Annotated in this window: 14 protein-coding genes and 1 pseudogene; 3 read left to right on the plus strand and 12 right to left on the minus strand. The window is 43.7% G+C overall.

Features of this window, described 5'->3' with window-relative positions; all coding sequences use genetic code 11:
* The first annotated feature begins 309 nt into the window (after positions 1 to 309).
* From K08M4_RS22265 to K08M4_RS22275, 3 genes and pseudogenes are all read left to right on the plus strand, one after another.
* Complete coding sequence (locus tag K08M4_RS22265; RefSeq protein WP_232460229.1) at positions 310 to 507, plus strand: hypothetical protein; 198 nt, start codon at positions 310 to 312, stop codon at positions 505 to 507.
* Positions 492 to 854 (plus strand): annotated as a pseudogene (locus tag K08M4_RS22270) (cache domain-containing protein); the annotation flags it as partial. The gene K08M4_RS22265 and the pseudogene K08M4_RS22270, both read left to right, overlap by 16 nt.
* 57 nt (positions 855 to 911) lie before the next feature.
* Positions 912 to 1,991 carry a methyl-accepting chemotaxis protein gene (locus K08M4_RS22275; protein WP_232460230.1) on the plus strand — a complete coding sequence of 360 codons (1,080 nt, stop codon included), beginning with the start codon at positions 912 to 914 and terminating at the stop codon, positions 1,989 to 1,991.
* A gap of 169 nt (positions 1,992 to 2,160) precedes the next feature.
* Here K08M4_RS22275 and K08M4_RS07315 read toward each other — a convergent pair whose 3' ends face one another.
* The 12 genes from K08M4_RS07315 to K08M4_RS07370 all read right to left on the minus strand — a co-directional run bounded on the left by K08M4_RS07315 (position 2,161) and on the right by K08M4_RS07370 (position 16,245).
* Positions 2,161 to 2,820 (minus strand): sugar transferase, encoded by a 660-nt coding sequence (locus K08M4_RS07315; protein ID WP_086049395.1) that lies wholly within the window; start codon positions 2,818 to 2,820, stop codon positions 2,161 to 2,163.
* A gap of 9 nt (positions 2,821 to 2,829) precedes the next feature.
* Positions 2,830 to 4,017 carry a glycosyltransferase family 2 protein gene (locus K08M4_RS07320; protein WP_086049396.1) on the minus strand — a complete coding sequence of 396 codons (1,188 nt, stop codon included), beginning with the start codon at positions 4,015 to 4,017 and terminating at the stop codon, positions 2,830 to 2,832.
* Positions 4,014 to 5,114, minus strand: coding sequence for a glycosyltransferase (locus K08M4_RS07325; protein WP_086049397.1), 1,101 nt, complete (start codon positions 5,112 to 5,114; stop codon positions 4,014 to 4,016). Before K08M4_RS07325 ends, K08M4_RS07320 begins: the two co-directional genes overlap by 4 nt.
* Before the next feature lie 383 nt (positions 5,115 to 5,497).
* Positions 5,498 to 6,922 (minus strand): GumC family protein, encoded by a 1,425-nt coding sequence (locus K08M4_RS07330; RefSeq protein ID WP_086049398.1) that lies wholly within the window; start codon positions 6,920 to 6,922, stop codon positions 5,498 to 5,500.
* Positions 6,919 to 8,037 carry a glycosyltransferase gene (locus K08M4_RS07335; RefSeq protein ID WP_086049399.1) on the minus strand — a complete coding sequence of 373 codons (1,119 nt, stop codon included), beginning with the start codon at positions 8,035 to 8,037 and terminating at the stop codon, positions 6,919 to 6,921. Before K08M4_RS07335 ends, K08M4_RS07330 begins: the two co-directional genes overlap by 4 nt.
* Positions 8,030 to 8,815, minus strand: coding sequence for an acyltransferase (locus tag K08M4_RS07340; RefSeq protein WP_086049400.1), 786 nt, complete (start codon positions 8,813 to 8,815; stop codon positions 8,030 to 8,032). Before K08M4_RS07340 ends, K08M4_RS07335 begins: the two co-directional genes overlap by 8 nt.
* A 92-nt stretch (positions 8,816 to 8,907) precedes the next feature.
* On the minus strand, positions 8,908 to 10,284 hold the full coding sequence (locus K08M4_RS07345) for an O-antigen ligase family protein (RefSeq protein ID WP_086049401.1): 1,377 nt from the start codon (positions 10,282 to 10,284) through the stop codon (positions 8,908 to 8,910).
* A 257-nt stretch (positions 10,285 to 10,541) separates the two neighbouring features.
* Positions 10,542 to 11,666, minus strand: coding sequence for a glycosyltransferase family 4 protein (locus tag K08M4_RS07350; RefSeq protein WP_086049402.1), 1,125 nt, complete (start codon positions 11,664 to 11,666; stop codon positions 10,542 to 10,544).
* Positions 11,647 to 13,158, minus strand: a complete 1,512-nt coding sequence (locus K08M4_RS07355) for a sigma-54-dependent transcriptional regulator (RefSeq protein ID WP_086049403.1) — start codon at positions 13,156 to 13,158, stop codon at positions 11,647 to 11,649. The genes K08M4_RS07350 and K08M4_RS07355 overlap by 20 nt, the downstream gene beginning before the upstream one ends.
* Positions 13,159 to 13,395: 237 nt before the next feature.
* A complete protein-coding gene (locus tag K08M4_RS07360; RefSeq protein ID WP_086049404.1) occupies positions 13,396 to 13,800 on the minus strand; it encodes an Hpt domain-containing protein in 405 nt (134 codons plus the stop codon).
* Between the two features lie 320 nt (positions 13,801 to 14,120).
* Complete coding sequence (locus K08M4_RS07365) at positions 14,121 to 15,353, minus strand: quaternary amine ABC transporter ATP-binding protein (RefSeq protein ID WP_086049405.1); 1,233 nt, start codon at positions 15,351 to 15,353, stop codon at positions 14,121 to 14,123.
* A complete protein-coding gene (locus K08M4_RS07370; protein WP_086049406.1) occupies positions 15,346 to 16,245 on the minus strand; it encodes an ABC transporter permease in 900 nt (299 codons plus the stop codon). The genes K08M4_RS07365 and K08M4_RS07370 overlap by 8 nt, the downstream gene beginning before the upstream one ends.
* Between the last annotated feature and the right edge of the window lie 139 nt (positions 16,246 to 16,384).

Here is a 16,384-nt window from a genome sequence, read left to right on the forward strand (position 1 = left end):
AGACATGCATGAGCGACGGTTGCATAGAAAGTAAAACACCGTAGTACAGAGTTATGGAAAAGGAACAGAGTGCGCCTAGTTTAATAGTGTTTTTAATCAACAGGTTGCTGTGAACTGTTTTTGTTCAGGTAAATCAGGCGAGTGAATAAATATTGCCTTAAAAAACAATAAATAATACTTAGCTAAGTCGTGAGCATATAGCGTGTAAATTTGAGTCGTTCTCCTAATAGATCCAATCAATAAGTATGGCGTTTATTTAAAAATTTTCATGATGTAATATCTTCGCGAATAAAATGTTTGAGACTACTTATGTATAATTTATCTATGAAAATGAAGATGCTTTTGTCCGCGATTGTACCTGCGATATTGGTTGCGATTGTGACTCTAGTGATTGTTGTTAACTCCCAACTATCGGCACTTGAATACGAAGTACAAGATTACCAAACTGTTCTAACTGATGAGCGTAAGAACAATATTGAGATGCAGCTACTATTGCTCAATCTGTAGTTGAAGATGTAGTACGACGTTTTGGTACAGGGCAAGAAGCACAAGAAGCCGTTAGATTTGCTTTAAAAGAAGCACGTTTTTCTAATGGCAGCGGCTACTTCTTTGTATTCGACGAAAATGACCACTACATTGTTCACAGCCTAAAGCCACAACTTGAAGGTAAGAATGGCGGTGGTTTAAAAGATCCTAATGGTATCAAAATCACGGTTCGCCTACATGAACAGGCAACTAGAGGTGGTGGTTTCATCGAATACATTTATGACAAGCCAGGATCGTCTGTCCCTCAACCTAAAATTGCGTACGCTGCGCCTATTTCCGGAACAGGTTGGTTCTTAGGAACGGGTCTTTATATTGATGATATTGCTAAGGCTACAGAGGTTTACCGTCAAGAAGCCAGTGAGCGTATGGAACAGCAAATAGCAACAATTGTCATTACGGCACTTGGGTTAGTTGCCCTAACTTGTCTTATCATGTCTTATGTCGCATCACGCATGATTGCCCCAATCAAAGATATGCTAAATACCTTTATCGACATTGCGAATGGTGAAGGTGATCTTACCCATAGAATTAATGTGTCGGGTACAGATGAAATTGGTCAATTAGGTAAAGCGTTTAACCAGTTTGTCGGCAAGCTTCACAATATTATTACTGAGGTTTCGAAAGCTACAAATAATGTTACGACGGCCACTGATCAAATAAGTAGCCAGACGGTTCATCTAAGTAATCAACTTCAAGAGCACAACCACGAGACAGAACAGGTGGTGACAGCGGTTACAGAGATGAGTAGTACAGCAAACGAAGTGGCACAAAGTGCTCATCAAGTGGCTAGCGCAACGAATGAAGCTAACAATGACGCTCATAATGCACAAAACCTTGTGCAAAAGTCGACGCAATCTATTGGCTCTTTAGAACAGAATGTCGTAACCACGAGTCAACACATGAATTCACTTCACGACCAGTCTAAAAAGATAGACGGTGTGTTACAGGTGATTGGCGAGATTGCAGAACAAACTAACTTACTAGCGCTAAACGCCGCAATCGAAGCTGCACGAGCAGGTGAGCAAGGTCGAGGTTTTGCTGTAGTAGCTGATGAAGTACGTAACCTTGCAAGTAGAACTCAAGGTAGTACGTTAGAGATTAAGACCATGCTTGATGAACTTCATAAGTTGGTTGAACAAGCAGTATCTTCGATGGGTGAAAGTAGCAATACATGTCAGGACGTTGTAACTTCATCAAATGATATTTCTGCTGGTTTAAATAATGTTAGTACCGCTGTAGCCTCAATCAATGCAATGACCGACCATATAGCAACTGCGGCAACAGAGCAGAGCTCAGTAACGGAAGAGATAAACCGTAACTTGGTGACTATACGTGACATTGTTAGTTCACTGCTGATATCGAGTGAAACATCAAGTACCGCTGTGGATGAACTTAAACAGGCTGGTGGGCAACTAAGCCAACTTGTTGGTCAATTTAAGCTTTAGATACTAAATAAGCATAAACACTCCAGTATAAATTAAGAGTGGCGACCGATTGTTAAGCAATTTGGTCGCCACTTTCTATCCTATAAGCTAGAACCTAAAACCAAGAACTAAATATCCTAAAGTAGTCTATAAAAATAACAGCCTTCACTTCACCGCGAACACATCCCACCTATTGCCCACGTCCATCGACCATTACTATGATTGTTTTAGAAATGATGGCGAGATCAGCAGCAATCCAAGACTTAACAGAACATAGACTTAATGCGTAACTGTGGTCAAAACCGACTTTACGACGTACATCATCAATACAGGTATCATAGCCTTGGTTCACTTGTGCAAGCCCCGTAATACCGGGCATTACGCCGTAGGTACGGTCAGCAAAGTAAGGGATTTCGTTCTCTAATTTGGTGTAAAAAGTAGGGCGTTCAGGGCGTGGGCCAATTAGAGACATTTCACCTTTCAATACATTGATCAGTTGTGGCAGTTCATCAAGTCGGGTTTTTCTTAAAAAGCGGCCAACGGGTGTGATGCGTGGGTCATTCGCTGTAGCCCAAACAGCACCAGAACGCGTTTCTGCATCTTCGTACATACTACGGAATTTCATGATCTCAAAGATTTCCATTTTCTCCGGTGTCGATTTACCAACACGCAGTTGACGGTAGAAAATCGGGCCACGAGAAGTGAGTGCAATCGCCATCGCAATCAGTGGAAATACGGGCGCTAGGAAAATCAAAGCAATCAGTGAGCTCACGAAATCGAAAGTACGTTTAGCACGTGAGATTTTGTATTGGTATAGGTTTTGGGTAGATAGCTGTTCAATGTTCATCATAATAAGTCCTTAATGATTCGCTCGTGTCCAAGGTGAGTTTTCTAGTCCGATTAGGTAACGAATGCCACCAATGAAGTTGGCATAGTGTCCAACTATCAAATAAGAGATTAATGAAATAGGTTTGTTTACGAGACGTTTTGGCAAGATGCAGCCAAGTACGCCAATGGTATAAACGGCAACTTGAGCCCATAACAGCGCTTCAAATACCAAGTAGTTGTTAAGTAAGATTGAGCACACCAAGCACACAATCATTAAATATGGAGTGAGTAGACGAAGTCCTTTTCCTGAGAAGAACGCAAACGCGATGCCTTTGAACTTCGGGCTAAACAAGCCAAACAATCGAATCGCTTGTTGCATGTTACCCGCTGAAATACGAAGTCTTCTTTTGAAATCTGTTTCTAAATTTGATTCTTCTAGTTCCAGTGCGACCATTTGTGTTTCGTATTCTGCAATGTAACCTTGTTTAACGATTTGCATCGGTAGAATGAAATCATCATTGATGGTGTTGAGTGGCAGTAGTTCAAATAGGTGTGTTCTGAACAAGTAGAAAGCGCCATGAGAACCTAGGCTCGAACCTAATGAAGCCTCTGACTCTTTAACCGCGGTTTGATACTGCCAATAGGTGTTTTCACCTTCGTTACCGGTTGGGCAAAGTTGGTACGTTGCGTTTACCACACCAACCTTGTCACTTTCAAAATGAGCAGCTGCAATAAGCAGTGCGTCCAATGAAATCAGGGCTGATACATCACTTAGCGCCGTGATGTCGCTATTTATGTTCGTCACTTCTTCATTGATAACCGCGACTTTACCGCGGTTTAATTGATGGTCATGTATCTCAAAATAAACATCACTGCACATCGCTTCTTGGATTGTCATTTGAGCAATTTCGACCGTGTCATCAGTACAACCATCACAAGCGATAATGACCTGCAGTTTCTTTTTTGGGTAATCGAGTGAGGCAAGGTTACGAATTTTATCTGCGATCCACTGTTCTTCGTTAAATGCAGGAACAAGAACGGTGATGCTCGGTAATGTGCAATCTTGTTGTTCATCTTTGTAACAACGATGGCTTTCTTCAATTTGACGCGATGGCTGGCTTTTCGCGTACCAGCGTAGTAGTAAAGGATAGGCAGCGTGATGATAGACAATCAACGCACCTGAAAACAGACAAAGTCCCGCTAGTAACCAGTCGATCATGCGTATGCTCCTTCTGAGATGTCGTTGTAAGACGAAACCATTTTGATGATATCGAAGTTGTCGAGAACGTAACGACGAGGTGATAAAAAGCGTTCATTTTGTTTTTCTAATAGCGCACTGGCTAATCCGGCAATGCTGCCACTTTTGACGAGGGAACTGCTGATGGGACATAAGGTTTCGTCAACCGCACCGACATTCATCGCGACGGTTGGAATGTTACATGCTTGGGCTTCGAGTGTAGAAAGAGGAAGCCCTTCGTGGCGTGAAGGTAGGCAGAAGGTATCCAGCGCTCCGTAAAAGGTGGTCATGTCATCCACTAAGCCAAGAAAGATCACACGTTCGCTGAGATTCAAGCGGTCAGTGAGTTGTTCTAGTTGATTGCGTTTTGAACCATCACCAGCCAGTGCGACAACGGTGTTTGATGGCAGTAGAGCAAGTGCCTTAATCAGCTGGTCTTGACCTTTCACGTGCTCTAATCGCCCCGCACAACCAATGATGTATTTGTCGGTTGGTAGGTTGTGCTTTGCTCTCGCGTCTGCTTTTGACATCGGTTTAAATTTCTCACAATCTACGCCGTTTTTAATCGTGATGATATTGCTGTATGAAAAGGCAGAGCGAAGTTGGTTGTAAACACGGGTTGCATCAGCCACTAACGTTGGTTGAGCCGCTTTCAATGCAAGGGCTTGTAAGCGACGACGTTTGTTATTTTTCAAATGCCAAGCATCATGCTCGGTATGAATTCGATTAGGAACCCCAGTTACACGGGCAGCGTAACCCGCGTAGAGCAGTGGGCCAATATGGTGGGTATGAACCACATCGGGTCTAATCCCATTAAATGCTTTAATCAATTTGATGATGATATTGAATTGTACGCCTGGCGCTTTATCCAAAAAGACGATTTGATTTTGGTACTGCTTCAATTTTGGCCAGTTGTTTATAGAGTCTTGTTTTGTTCCTTCTAAACTGACAATCAACACTTGGTCTGTTGGTTTAGCAAGGCGCAGCAAATCTAACGTTAGGGTTTCTAATCCGCCGGGAGCGAGGTGCTGAACAACGTGTATGATCTTTTTACCATGCTTCGTTAAATGCGTATTCATAATTTGGACCCTGCCTTTATAATTCTTGTTTCGCCTTTCTGACATTTTTCTTGAAGTAACTTCTTTAAAACGTTTGACTACAAAGGAGATTGCAGGAGTTGTGCCAATTAAATAATTGTTATATTCCAATGATTTATGACTAATTGTTCTAGGGCGGTTTTCATTTCTCAAAATGGGAATCAAAACAGAATTCGAATGAATGGCTGTTTGAATCGTGGTGTTAAATCAGAGGAAAGGTCTGGGGAAACCTCAAGCGGCGTTAGAACTTGGATCTTTAGACAAAAAAAACGCCAAACAAGTGCTGGCGTTGAGTGTTTTGAAGTCTCGAAGCTAAGAAGTTTGTAAGCTAGGAAGCTAGCGAGTTAAAAATGGCTTTGAAGTTACTAGCTCATTTTAGGGATCACCGTAATCACTGGGACGCCTAAGATCTCTTCGATTTCGTCTTTACGCTTGATTGAAGAGTCAAACAGCTCGAACAATACCGCCAGACCAATGCCCAATCCGATGCCCGCAACAAATCCAGCCAGAATAAAGATAAAAGTCGGCATGTTAGATTTCATGCTAGGCGTGAAAGGCAAATCGATAATCTTCACACGTTTGTTTTGCTCGAATACACCAAGCGAACCCGTTAGCTGAGCCATTTCATAGCGCTCTGTCAGTTCATCGTATAGTTGACGCTTGATTTCAACTTGACGTTTAAGGCGGTACATCTCTTTGGCATTTTCACCGAAGTTATTCGCCTTGTGTTCTAATTCGAAAATCATAGTGCGAAGGCTTTTGGTCTCTTCAGTTAAAGACTCAAAGCGAGCACGAACCAGTTGCAGGCTGTGTAATTGAGTGACCAGAAGAGGTTGGGTATCAGAAAGTTTGTTCAGTGTCGTGCTACTTGCGATGTCCCAAAGCTGGTCGCTGTTCATCGTTGGCTGGGTTACCTCGAGCAAACTCTTACGTTCATTCTCTAGTCTGTCTAACTCACGCACTTTAGCTTGCACAGCACTGTGCTTGTCCGTGTATTTTGCTTGTAACAAGGTTAGGTCGCTTCGAATGTCGATGATCTGGTCTTCTAATTTACCAATCACAGGGTTGGTTCGTGATAGTTGTTGGTCGATTGACCCTAAGCTTTTTTCAACACCGGATAACTCAGCTTCTTTTTCCGCCAGTGTTTGTTTGAGTGAAGCTAAGCGATTCAAGCTTTGGCTTTGTACCTCAGGTGTCGATTGCACGTTTTCATTTATGTACAAGGCTAATGCTTCTTCCGCTTTTTCGAGTTCGATACGACGCTTGTCTATGTGAATTTTCAAGAAATTACTGGAGTCTTCAATCGACGAACGTTCCGGCGCTAACAATTGTTCAATGAAATGTTCACTTACTGAGCGCAGCGTCGCTTCCATTTCATTTGGTGTGTTGGAGGTTAAGCTTATCTTTAGAAAATCTTTTCCAAGCTGAGTCACCGATAAACGCTGAGACAGGTCTGTAATGATCTCTTGTTTCTTAATTTCAGGCATATCTGGCGTGGTTAGTTGCAGTTCATCAGCGACTGAGTAAAGTACATGTCGACTGTGAAGCAGTGTTCTCAATGCGTTAAGTCGGTCTTTGAGCATGGTCGAAACGGCGATGTCTTCCAAGAATGGATTCATCTTGGCCGTTTCTTGAATCAACATACTGGTATGCGCGTCATATTTAGTTGGAGCCAACTTACTCACACCAAAGCCTACAAATGGCAAAATAAGCATTGGTAGAACGATAACGTAGCGTTGGCGCCACATGGCATTGATGATGGCCAATAACCGCAATTTCAGATTATTCATAATAGCTCCAACATCCAATGTACGAAGTTACCACGGTTCTGCCAACTCTCTTGTTCGACGACAGAGATAGGTGAATTGCTCAGTTGGCGCGCATGGTCAAGCGCCCAAATCATTTGATTTGCACTGCCTACAGTCGTTACGTGCTCTTGGTATGGAACTAAAGCAGGGAATGGCGTTGTGATAATTGGCGTGCCGGCCGCAAGGTATTCCATTAGTTTAAGTGGGCTGCAAGCTCGGATCTGCTCGTTATCAACAAACGGCAATAAGCTCACATCCCAGTGTTGAGAATAGCTCGGTAATGTGTGGTGTGGACGTGGACCTAGGTAGTGTACGTTACTCAACTTAGGCAGCATGAGCGTATCAAGCTCGTTTGGGCCAATGAAAACAAAATCCCATTCCGGCATTGCATTCGCAACATGATCAATCATTTCATAATCAAGCCACTTAGAAAGGCTGCCATAAAAACCAGCAATAGGGCGGTGGTTACTTGGTAAATCTTTTGCTCTTGGTGCTGGTGTTGAAAATAGGTTTACATCGACACCATGTGGTAGCAAGTGTGCTTTATGCTTTGGAAACTTATCCATCAACTTTTTGCTGGCCGCGAATATAAGAGTCGCTTTGTCGATCAACTCCAATTCGTGTTGCGCTACCGTGTCATGATCAACACCTGCCAAGGCACTGAAATCGTCGCCGCAGTAATAAACCACAGATGACTCACCTAAGTGTCCGCACAAATCAACAGCGGTCGGAAGTGAAGTCCACAGGATAGGCGAATTAAGATTAAGTCCAGCAATAACCGGTTTTAGTTGGTGTAACATCATTTGCTGAGCCAACTTTCTAGAAAACTTAGAAGCAGGCGCAGGAATGGTCTTCAAGTTCACGATGGTAATGTTGTCGTGTCCCTCAGAGTCGAGCATGTTTTGAGTCACGGCTTTGGTTTTGCCAAACAATTTGTTGAACGCTCGGGTTGCATCTTTAGCGGACAGCTTAGGTTGTCTTAGACCAATAGAGTTGACCCATAAGACTTTGTGCTGCTTAGCAAGATGACGAACTAAATGTTGAGTCGATGAAGGTAGGCCGCCAAAGTCTTCACCAAATACGATTAAATCACGCATGGTCACCTCCATGAGTCTCTAACGAATCGAATACATCGGATTCAGTCACTTCAACGGATTTAATATGACCGACAACTCGAGCTGGGTTACCGCCTGCGATTGCAAAAGCAGGGATGTTCTTTGTTACCACGCTACCTGCGGCTATTACGGCACCTTCGCCGATAGTCACGCCGCCTTTAACGGTCACATTGGTGCCTAGCCACACATCTTGTTCAAGAATGATGTTGCCAATTTGCTGAGGATCATCGCCTTCACCTTGAGCGCGACGCTTTGCATCTAGCGGGTGACCAGAATATCCAAACAGAAATGCACCGCCAGCGATACGTACGTTGTCAGAGATAACGACTCTACCTCCAACTGCGATAGTCGACTGCCAACCGATGTCGACATTATTACCAATTGACAGTAGTGGGTGTTCCAAGCCTTCTAATGGCTGTGTGCAACCTGAAAACGTGGTGTGGCCAGAGATGCGGCAGTTATCGCCAATTGAGATTTGTACCGGACCGCTGACGAAAGGGAGGCCACCATATAAATACAGGCGTTTGCCACATTGAGCGACACGACCTTTGAACGCTGGCGTCCAGTAGAAGAATCGCGTAAAACCAGCAACCAAATTCACCACAAGCTTGTGTGCTTGGTATAGGCAACGATTAAGTAGTTGGGGGGTAGGTAGCTCTGCGCTTCTGATGTTTTTCAAAATGATAAACACATTTCTAATTCGAGAATTAGGATGAAATTTAAGCCAATGTTTGAATTGATGAATAGTTACTGACGTCATAATGAAAATCCTCTTTTTTGTTATATAGAAGTACTTTCATATATTGTGCCATTTAATAAATTCTTTATTTTCAATTGGTTACAAAGTGTCTTTTAGCTTTTCTCATTTTGACAGGCAGTATGAGATACGTTCGCAACCGCGACAATCAATGCGGAGAGGATATAGATAGGCCAGTTGAAGCCTTGTGTTAGGAAGGTGCCCGAGACGATGGTGCCAATCAGTCCAGCATATACGGCGTAAGCTGCGGCATTCAGATTTGGGTCGATTGCGTTAGTCGTCTCTGAAAGCTGTTTGAGTGTCGAGCGTATTGTTTTGATTAGTGAACCAATCAATATCAGAAAGATAATCAACCCTAGAAATCCAGTTTCAGCAAGCACGCCAAACCAAGTACTGTGAACCGCATGGTTTAATCCATCCCAGTGCGAACTATAAAAGAAGTAGTTAGAAAAGAAATTGTCTAGGCCGACCCCGGTTAAAGGGTTATCCAATGCCATTTTGAACGCGGCTTCCCATGCGTAAATCCGACCCATTGCTGATTCATCGACCCCTTGCTCAGCAGCGCCGCCTGATGCTCTGTCTGAAATCCCAGCAACAAAGTAAAGGCCAATCGCACCGATAGCGCCCAAAGTAATCAACAGTGATTTTGAACGGATTACCTTGAACGCAAAAATCCCGACCACAGCTAGCGCACCAAGTAATCCACCACGGCTTTGGGTTGCAACGATAGCGGCAAGTAATAATACAGCGACACCAATACTCAATACACGTTTGAGAGCATGAATGCCATGGGTGGTTGTCTGACTGAGCGCAAACGCAAGTGGAAACAAGAGAACCAGTGCTAAATCATTAGGGTCTCCTAACATTGAGCCAAAATCACGGCCAATAGTGACACGTGATCCTTCTACTAATCCGATACCATTGATTGAGTTATTGATGGCAATAAGTGCGACTAATGAACCAGCCATCATGATGATTGTCGATGTCTTTGCTAAATTTTCGACGCTGTTGACCAGCCACACAATAGCGAGTGTCATCACCATTATTTTCCAATACACGCCTTTGAATTCAGCTATCGCTATTGGACGGTTAGACGCAAAGATCAGACCGATAAAGACGAGAGTCCAAAATATGGCGAGCCAGCTCAATGTAGGGTGCCAGAATATTTTAAGCTCTTTGCTGATGAAGGCGTGCCAGAGTAAAGCGGAAAGCGCGCCAAGCGAGAGTAACAGAGGTATTTTTAACGAATAGAGCTGGGGGATCGCTTCGTGGATTCGAAAAAATGAAAAGACGACGAACAGTATCACCATCCAAAAGGTCTTATTAATGACAAACATTCCAGCCAAAGGAACAAGGGCTAGCGCAACAATAACTGCTGGATGTGGCACAAAGTACCAGACAATTCCAAGCCCGACACACAAGGCGCTGATCGTGATGATGACTGGCAATCTATTTGCTTGAGGGGTGATCATTGTCATCTCTATTGCTGAGTAAACTATTCATGGCAGCTCGCTATCGTTATATATTTGAAAGTCGCATTGACGCCTGATGTTAAAGATTGCAAAGCGAGTGCCAGCTATGATTTTTGTTTAACGCTTTGATTTGTTGATGGATTGTTAAGTGAGGAATTAGCATTGAGGTGAGTTTTTCATTTTGAGAATCAGTATAAGACTGACTAGAACGGCTAAGTTATCCAGCTAAAATAACCAGTTAAGTACTAAGACGAGTATTAACGGACGAGTTGATAGATTTCCAATAACTGCGGGACAACGGCTTGTGGCGAGTATTGGTTTTTGACGGTTTCTATCGCGTTATTCTTGAGGGAGTCACGTTGTTCGTGAGTCAATGACATCCATGAGGATAAATGCTGTTCTAGAACTAACGCGGTTTCTGAATCAGATTCTGAATTGGCGAGGTAGCCATTAACTTGATGCTCGATGAGTTGAGGCAAGTTACCAACGGAGGTGGCGAGAACGGGAATGCCGCGAATCATGGCTTCTAATGCTGCCATCGGCAAGCCTTCGAAACGGGAAGGGATGATTAATAGATCGATTTGGCTCCAAACGTCATCCATATTGGTTTGATGCCCATGAAAGGTAACATTATCAGGCTGCGATTTAACTAAGACGTCCATTTCTGGCCCGTCCCCAAATAGCTCAAACTGGACCTCAGGAAACTGTTTAGCTAATGCGACAAATCTATCCGGTGCTTTTTCGTGGCTTAATCGGCCCACAAAACCAACATGGAATGGGGCTGATGAAGGGGAGTTTGTTAACCTGGTTGGGACTTTAACAAAGTTATTCAATTGATGGGTTTTACTCGGTACTTTTGCTTTAATCTTCTCACTGACCACAAGCGACTGATCAGAAAGAAAGCTGCTGTAACGATCGAGCCAGTCATAAAGCCATACTTTGCCAGTTGGGGTTTCACCTGCATGATAAGTAGTGATTTGTTTGGTATTGCTTAAACGAGGTGAGAGTTTTATGAGCTTGCTGACCAAACTGGCTTTGTAGCCATGAGCATGGATAAGCCTTGGCTGATAATGTTGAACTGCACGCTTAAGCTGTGTCGCGCTATTACTGCTTGAATCCGCACAGCCAGAGGCTAAATCGGAGAGGTAACTATAAGGGATGTTCAGCGTATTCAACTTGTCAACGATGATCGCTTCAGGATTAAACTTAGTCAAAAGAACAATTCTAACGGCTTCTGAATACTGAGCGCTTTCAGATATCAGGCCTTGTGCTAATTCTAAAACATGCGTCTCTATACCTCCGAAGGTTTGGCTGTCGATTAACAGCCAAATCTCGTGAAGGTTTATGTTGAGTACACCTTGGCTAGGCTTGATTGTACTCATCTTCCGATTCCCAAGCCTGTTTCTTACGATAAACGGTAGAAGGGCTAAGCTCTAACAACACAGCAGCGTTTAACACATTCCCATCGCAATGATTGATGGCGTGTTGAATGGCTTCGCGCTCTATTTGCCACATTGGACGAATAGCACCTTCGCTTGTTGTAAATGTGGGCGTCATCGGGTCGTTGTTAGAGGGAACAACTGACGATGACTCCAACTCTTCAGGGGTAATAGGTGGCAACTTAGCTTCTGGTGGTTCAACAACAGCAGGTTGGGGCGCCGCTACTCTAATTGGTGTCACTGATTTCGAGGTTGGTGCTGCCTCTATTTTATTAATCGGAGGCGGTAACATGTCTTTGGTCACGCTCGTTTCATTGTTCAACACCACGATGTTACGGATGATGTTTTGCAACTGACGCACGTTGCCTGGCCACACATAACGTTTAAATAGATTCTGCGTTTCTTTGTCTATGGATTTGAACTTCTTCTTGTCTTGCTTCGCATACAGCTTCAAAAAGTGATTAGCTAAAGTCACAATGTCACTTCCTCGTTCACGAAGCGGTGGCATCTCGATAGGCACAACGTGAACACGATAGTAAAGGTCTTCTCTAAAGCGTCCTTCTTCGACCTCAACCAGTGGGTCGCGGTTGGTTGCACAGATAATTCTGACATCCACTTTAATCTCGCGGTTGCCACCGAGTGGGGTAAACGTACCGGTTTGTAAAAATCGTAGGAGCTTCTTCTGCATCTCCAGTTCCATTTCACAAAGCTCATCGAGAAATAGGGTACCGCCGTGTGCTTGCATCGCTGCACCTTTACGGTCGGCAGTTGCTCCGGTAAATGCACCTTTAACGTGACCAAAGATTTCACTCTCCATTAGGTCTCGAGGGATAGCACCACAGTTAATAGCAACGAAGGGCTTGCCGTTACGCTGGCTCTCCTGATGAATAGCTTCCGCACACACTTCTTTACCCGTACCACTTTCGCCGTTAATAAACACGCTAGCAGTGGTTGGTGCTACCGAATCTATGATCTTGTAAACCGCCTGCATAGGTAGGCAAGAGCCGATGAAATTATGAAAACGGTCACGATCGAACTTGCTTTGCATGTCATCAACGAGGTTCTCTAGCTTAGCTCGTTTCAAATGCAAGCGGACAGAGGTCTTAAGTCGATCGGCTTGAATTGGCTTTTCCAAGAAGTCTTCCGCACCGCGCTGGATGAGGTCTACAGCAATATTAACTGAGCCATGTGCTGTCGCGATAATGACGGCGGTTGGTATTTCACTTTCGCTAATCCAATCTAGTACTTCTTCACCTGGCATGTCGGGCAGCTTAAGATCGAGAATAACAAGCTGTGGTGAGTGCCTTTCAATGAAGATCTTAGCTTCCGCGCCGGTTTCGACGTGGAAAATATCGTAGGGCTCGTCTTTTACGTACTGCTTGTAGAGTACGGCGAGTGATGTGGAGTCTTCAACTAACAATACCTTAGGGCGCATTGTGTATTCCTTTTGAAACTTTATCCTAACCAATCAATAACATAGTGATATGTATCCATCAATACGAGTTTTGTGTAATTGTTATCTACCGCATGCAATCTCTTAACAAACTATAGGTGTACTTCTCGCGTTGTTGGTCACGACGGAGTGCATGTTAATGGTTACTATATTGATAACCACTATATTGATAACGACTATGTTGAGTTTTTATCTTATGCCTATGATGAACATCCAAAGTTAACTGAAGCCTGCCTCTTTTCTTTCTAGTAAGGCTTTGATTGAGCGCTCTGCGAGTTCTAATAATTCGTCAACTTGTCGAAATGCCGCATCATGATTCTGTTCTAAACATTGCTTCTCTAAGGCGCGAGCTAACTCACCCAAAGGGCGATTACCTAATGAGAGTGCGGTGCTGCCGAGAGTGTGGACCTCGAACTCTAGTGTTTGAGCGTCGTTCTGAATGGCAACCTCTTTTATGGCGACCAAGCGTGTTTGTGATTCTTCGACATAATGGTCGATCAAGATCGGGATAATGTCCGCACTGGTATCTCGAATCATTTGCTCTAGAACGCTTTCATCAACAAGCTCGCTAACTTCTTGTGAGTTTGGATCTGCGGGTGTGTCTGACGTTACAGTGGTATTCATCAAACTAAGTCCTTTTGTTGAGCGTACTAATAAGTTCTAGTCATTTTCTAGAATAATTTCAACTGCTTGCCGTATAAACAGAGCAATTAATTACCATCTCGTTCATATTGCTACTGGGTTTGTGACAAACCTAACGGACTGATTTAATTCTGTTTTTACTTATTAAATATAAACTTAGGTGCCTATAAAGTGTAAGGTGCGGATAGAGAACAGAAGAAAACGAGGCCGATACAAATAAAAAGACCACTGCAGTGAATTAACAACAGTGGTCTTGGAGGGGGTTAAGTAGAGTAGGCTACTCTAAATAACGAAAAATAGTACTACGAAGCTTTATCAATCTTTGGCTTTGGGTCAGCTTCTACTTCTTCCTCGCTACTTTCAGAGAAGATGTCAGCAACAGCGCTTCTCTCTAATTCGCCCTTCAGATTTCCATCTTCGTCGACAACTGGAAGGGAGTAGTCACAAGACATAGTGTCTGGAAGTACTTCTTCAATGACCGCATCAGGTAAAACAGCAGGAACCTCTTCGTAAATCTCATCGCTGAAGTCATGAACAGAGGCATCTTCAACCGCGTCTTGTAAGCTCTCTTGAGTCACCAAGCCTTGATAGCCTTCATCCGTTACGTGATAAGCGTAATCATTTTTCAGCATCTTCATTTGTGCCAGAGCACCTTCAATCGTTTCTGAAGTGATTCGATACAGAGGAGGCTGCATAACGGTTTCAACCGTCAACGCACGAGCACGGTTTACATCTTTAACGAACGCCTCGACATAGTCATCGGCAGGATTAAGCAAAATCTCATGTGGCGTACCTTGTTGTACCAACTCGCCATCTTTCAAAATTGCGATTCGATCGCCGAGACGGAGTGCTTCATCCAAATCGTGGGTGATGAAAACAATCGTCTTATGAAGCTTCTCTTGCAGTTCAATGAGCTGATCTTGCATTTCACTTCGAATCAAAGGATCGAGTGCCGAAAAGGCTTCGTCCATTAATAAGATTTCAGCGTTAGTACACAGTGCTCGCGAAAGCCCAACACGTTGTTGTTGACCGCCAGAAAGCTGGGCAGGGTACTGCTTGCCGTAACCTTTCAACCCCACCGTTTCTAACCATTCATTGGCTTTCGCTAAACGGTCTTCTTTTTTGATGCCTTGTACTTCCAACCCGTACGCAACGTTTTCAACCACGGTGCGATGAGGCATTAAGCCAAAGCGTTGGAATACCATCGACATTTTATGACGGCGGAACTCTTCTAATTGCTTGGTGTTGAGGCTCATTACATCAATGCCTTCAACCATGATTTTACCCTGCGTTGGGTCAATTAAACGGTTGAAGTGGCGAATTAGAGTCGATTTACCTGAACCAGAAAGCCCCATGATAACGAAGATTTCTCCGCGGTTAATCTCGAGGTTAATCTCTTTTAAACCAACGGTATGACCTGTATCGGCAAGGATTTCATCTTTATGTTCACCGTTATGGACTCGGTTCATTACAGACATTGGTTTCGGTCCAAACACTTTGTATAGGCCACTAATCTCAATCAATGGTTTAGTCATGCTTGAATCCTCCTAAATGCGCATTAGTTCTTCTTGCGTACGCCTGTGAAGCTCGGTCAAAAAGGATTGCTAGGGCAACAATGGCGAAACCATTCATCAAGCCTAATGTGAAGTATTGGTTGGTGATGGATTTAAGAACCGGTTGTCCTAGGCCTTTCACACCAATCATGGATGCGATAACAACCATAGACAGTGCCATCATGATGGTTTGGTTGATACCCGCCATGATCGTTGGCATCGCTAGAGGGAGTTGAACGCCCCATAAACGTTGTTTTTTGCTCGCACCAAAAGCGGTAGCTGCTTCAAGAACTTCTTTGTCGACCAAGCGTATGCCTAGGTTGGTTAAACGAATCACGGGTGGGATAGCGTAGATAACCACGGCGATCAGCCCTGGAATTTTACCGATGCCGAGTAACATCACCACTGGGATCAAGTAAACGAATGCCGGCATGGTTTGCATAATATCAAGCATCGGCGTAACGATTGACTGAGCTCGATTTGAACGAGCCATCGCAATACCAATCGGAATGCCTAAGAATATCGAAACCAAGGTACAAACAGTGATGATACTGAGCGTCCGCATGGTGTCTTCCCACATTCCAAAGTAACCAATAAGGAGCAGAGAAACGACACAACCTAACGCCAGTTTCCAAGAACGACTTGCAGCATAGACAAGGCTAGTACAAACGGCGAGGACTATAATCCAAGGGGTTGAGATAAGAAGTTTTTCAAACCAAACAAGGAATGAAAGAAGAGGGTCAAATAGAGATTCAATCATTTCACCGTATTCACGAGAGAATTCACGGTATGCGCCATCTAGCGTCTTTTTTATGGTTCGTAAATCAGCGCGTTCCATCTCTGGAAAGCTTGATAACCAATTGGTGTCAGCCATTTTATATCCTTATAGTTCGGAGCCACTTGTTCATGCGATGAGGTATCGCCTATGAAAAGGGCTCCGAATCATGAATAACATCAAGTATAGCGACGTTATTTCCGTATTATTGAAGCGTAATTGCTTGTTATTAAACCAA

The sequence above is a fragment of the Vibrio syngnathi genome (genome assembly GCF_002119525.1).
Classification (GTDB): domain Bacteria; phylum Pseudomonadota; class Gammaproteobacteria; order Enterobacterales; family Vibrionaceae; genus Vibrio; species Vibrio syngnathi.

Bases quoted from the DNA above. Each gene is read 5' to 3' on its own strand.
- K08M4_RS07355 (WP_086049403.1), bottom strand. From the start codon at position 13,158: ATGCGCCCTAAGGTATTGTTAGTTGAAGACTCCACATCACTCGCCGTA.
- K08M4_RS07345 (WP_086049401.1), bottom strand. From the start codon at position 10,284: ATGATCACCCCTCAAGCAAATAGATTGCCAGTCATCATCACGATCAGC.
- K08M4_RS22275 (WP_232460230.1), top strand. From the start codon at position 912: ATGGAACAGCAAATAGCAACAATTGTCATTACGGCACTTGGGTTAGTT.
- K08M4_RS07325 (WP_086049397.1), bottom strand. From the start codon at position 5,114: ATGAATACGCATTTAACGAAGCATGGTAAAAAGATCATACACGTTGTT.
- K08M4_RS07370 (WP_086049406.1), bottom strand. From the start codon at position 16,245: ATGGCTGACACCAATTGGTTATCAAGCTTTCCAGAGATGGAACGCGCT.
- K08M4_RS07350 (WP_086049402.1), bottom strand. From the start codon at position 11,666: ATGAGTACAATCAAGCCTAGCCAAGGTGTACTCAACATAAACCTTCAC.
- K08M4_RS07340 (WP_086049400.1), bottom strand. From the start codon at position 8,815: ATGACGTCAGTAACTATTCATCAATTCAAACATTGGCTTAAATTTCAT.
- K08M4_RS07315 (WP_086049395.1), bottom strand. From the start codon at position 2,820: ATGATGAACATTGAACAGCTATCTACCCAAAACCTATACCAATACAAA.
- K08M4_RS07320 (WP_086049396.1), bottom strand. From the start codon at position 4,017: ATGATCGACTGGTTACTAGCGGGACTTTGTCTGTTTTCAGGTGCGTTG.
- K08M4_RS07335 (WP_086049399.1), bottom strand. From the start codon at position 8,037: ATGCGTGATTTAATCGTATTTGGTGAAGACTTTGGCGGCCTACCTTCA.
- K08M4_RS07365 (WP_086049405.1), bottom strand. From the start codon at position 15,353: ATGACTAAACCATTGATTGAGATTAGTGGCCTATACAAAGTGTTTGGA.
- K08M4_RS07330 (WP_086049398.1), bottom strand. From the start codon at position 6,922: ATGAATAATCTGAAATTGCGGTTATTGGCCATCATCAATGCCATGTGG.
- K08M4_RS07360 (WP_086049404.1), bottom strand. From the start codon at position 13,800: ATGAATACCACTGTAACGTCAGACACACCCGCAGATCCAAACTCACAA.
- K08M4_RS22265 (WP_232460229.1), top strand. From the start codon at position 310: ATGTATAATTTATCTATGAAAATGAAGATGCTTTTGTCCGCGATTGTA.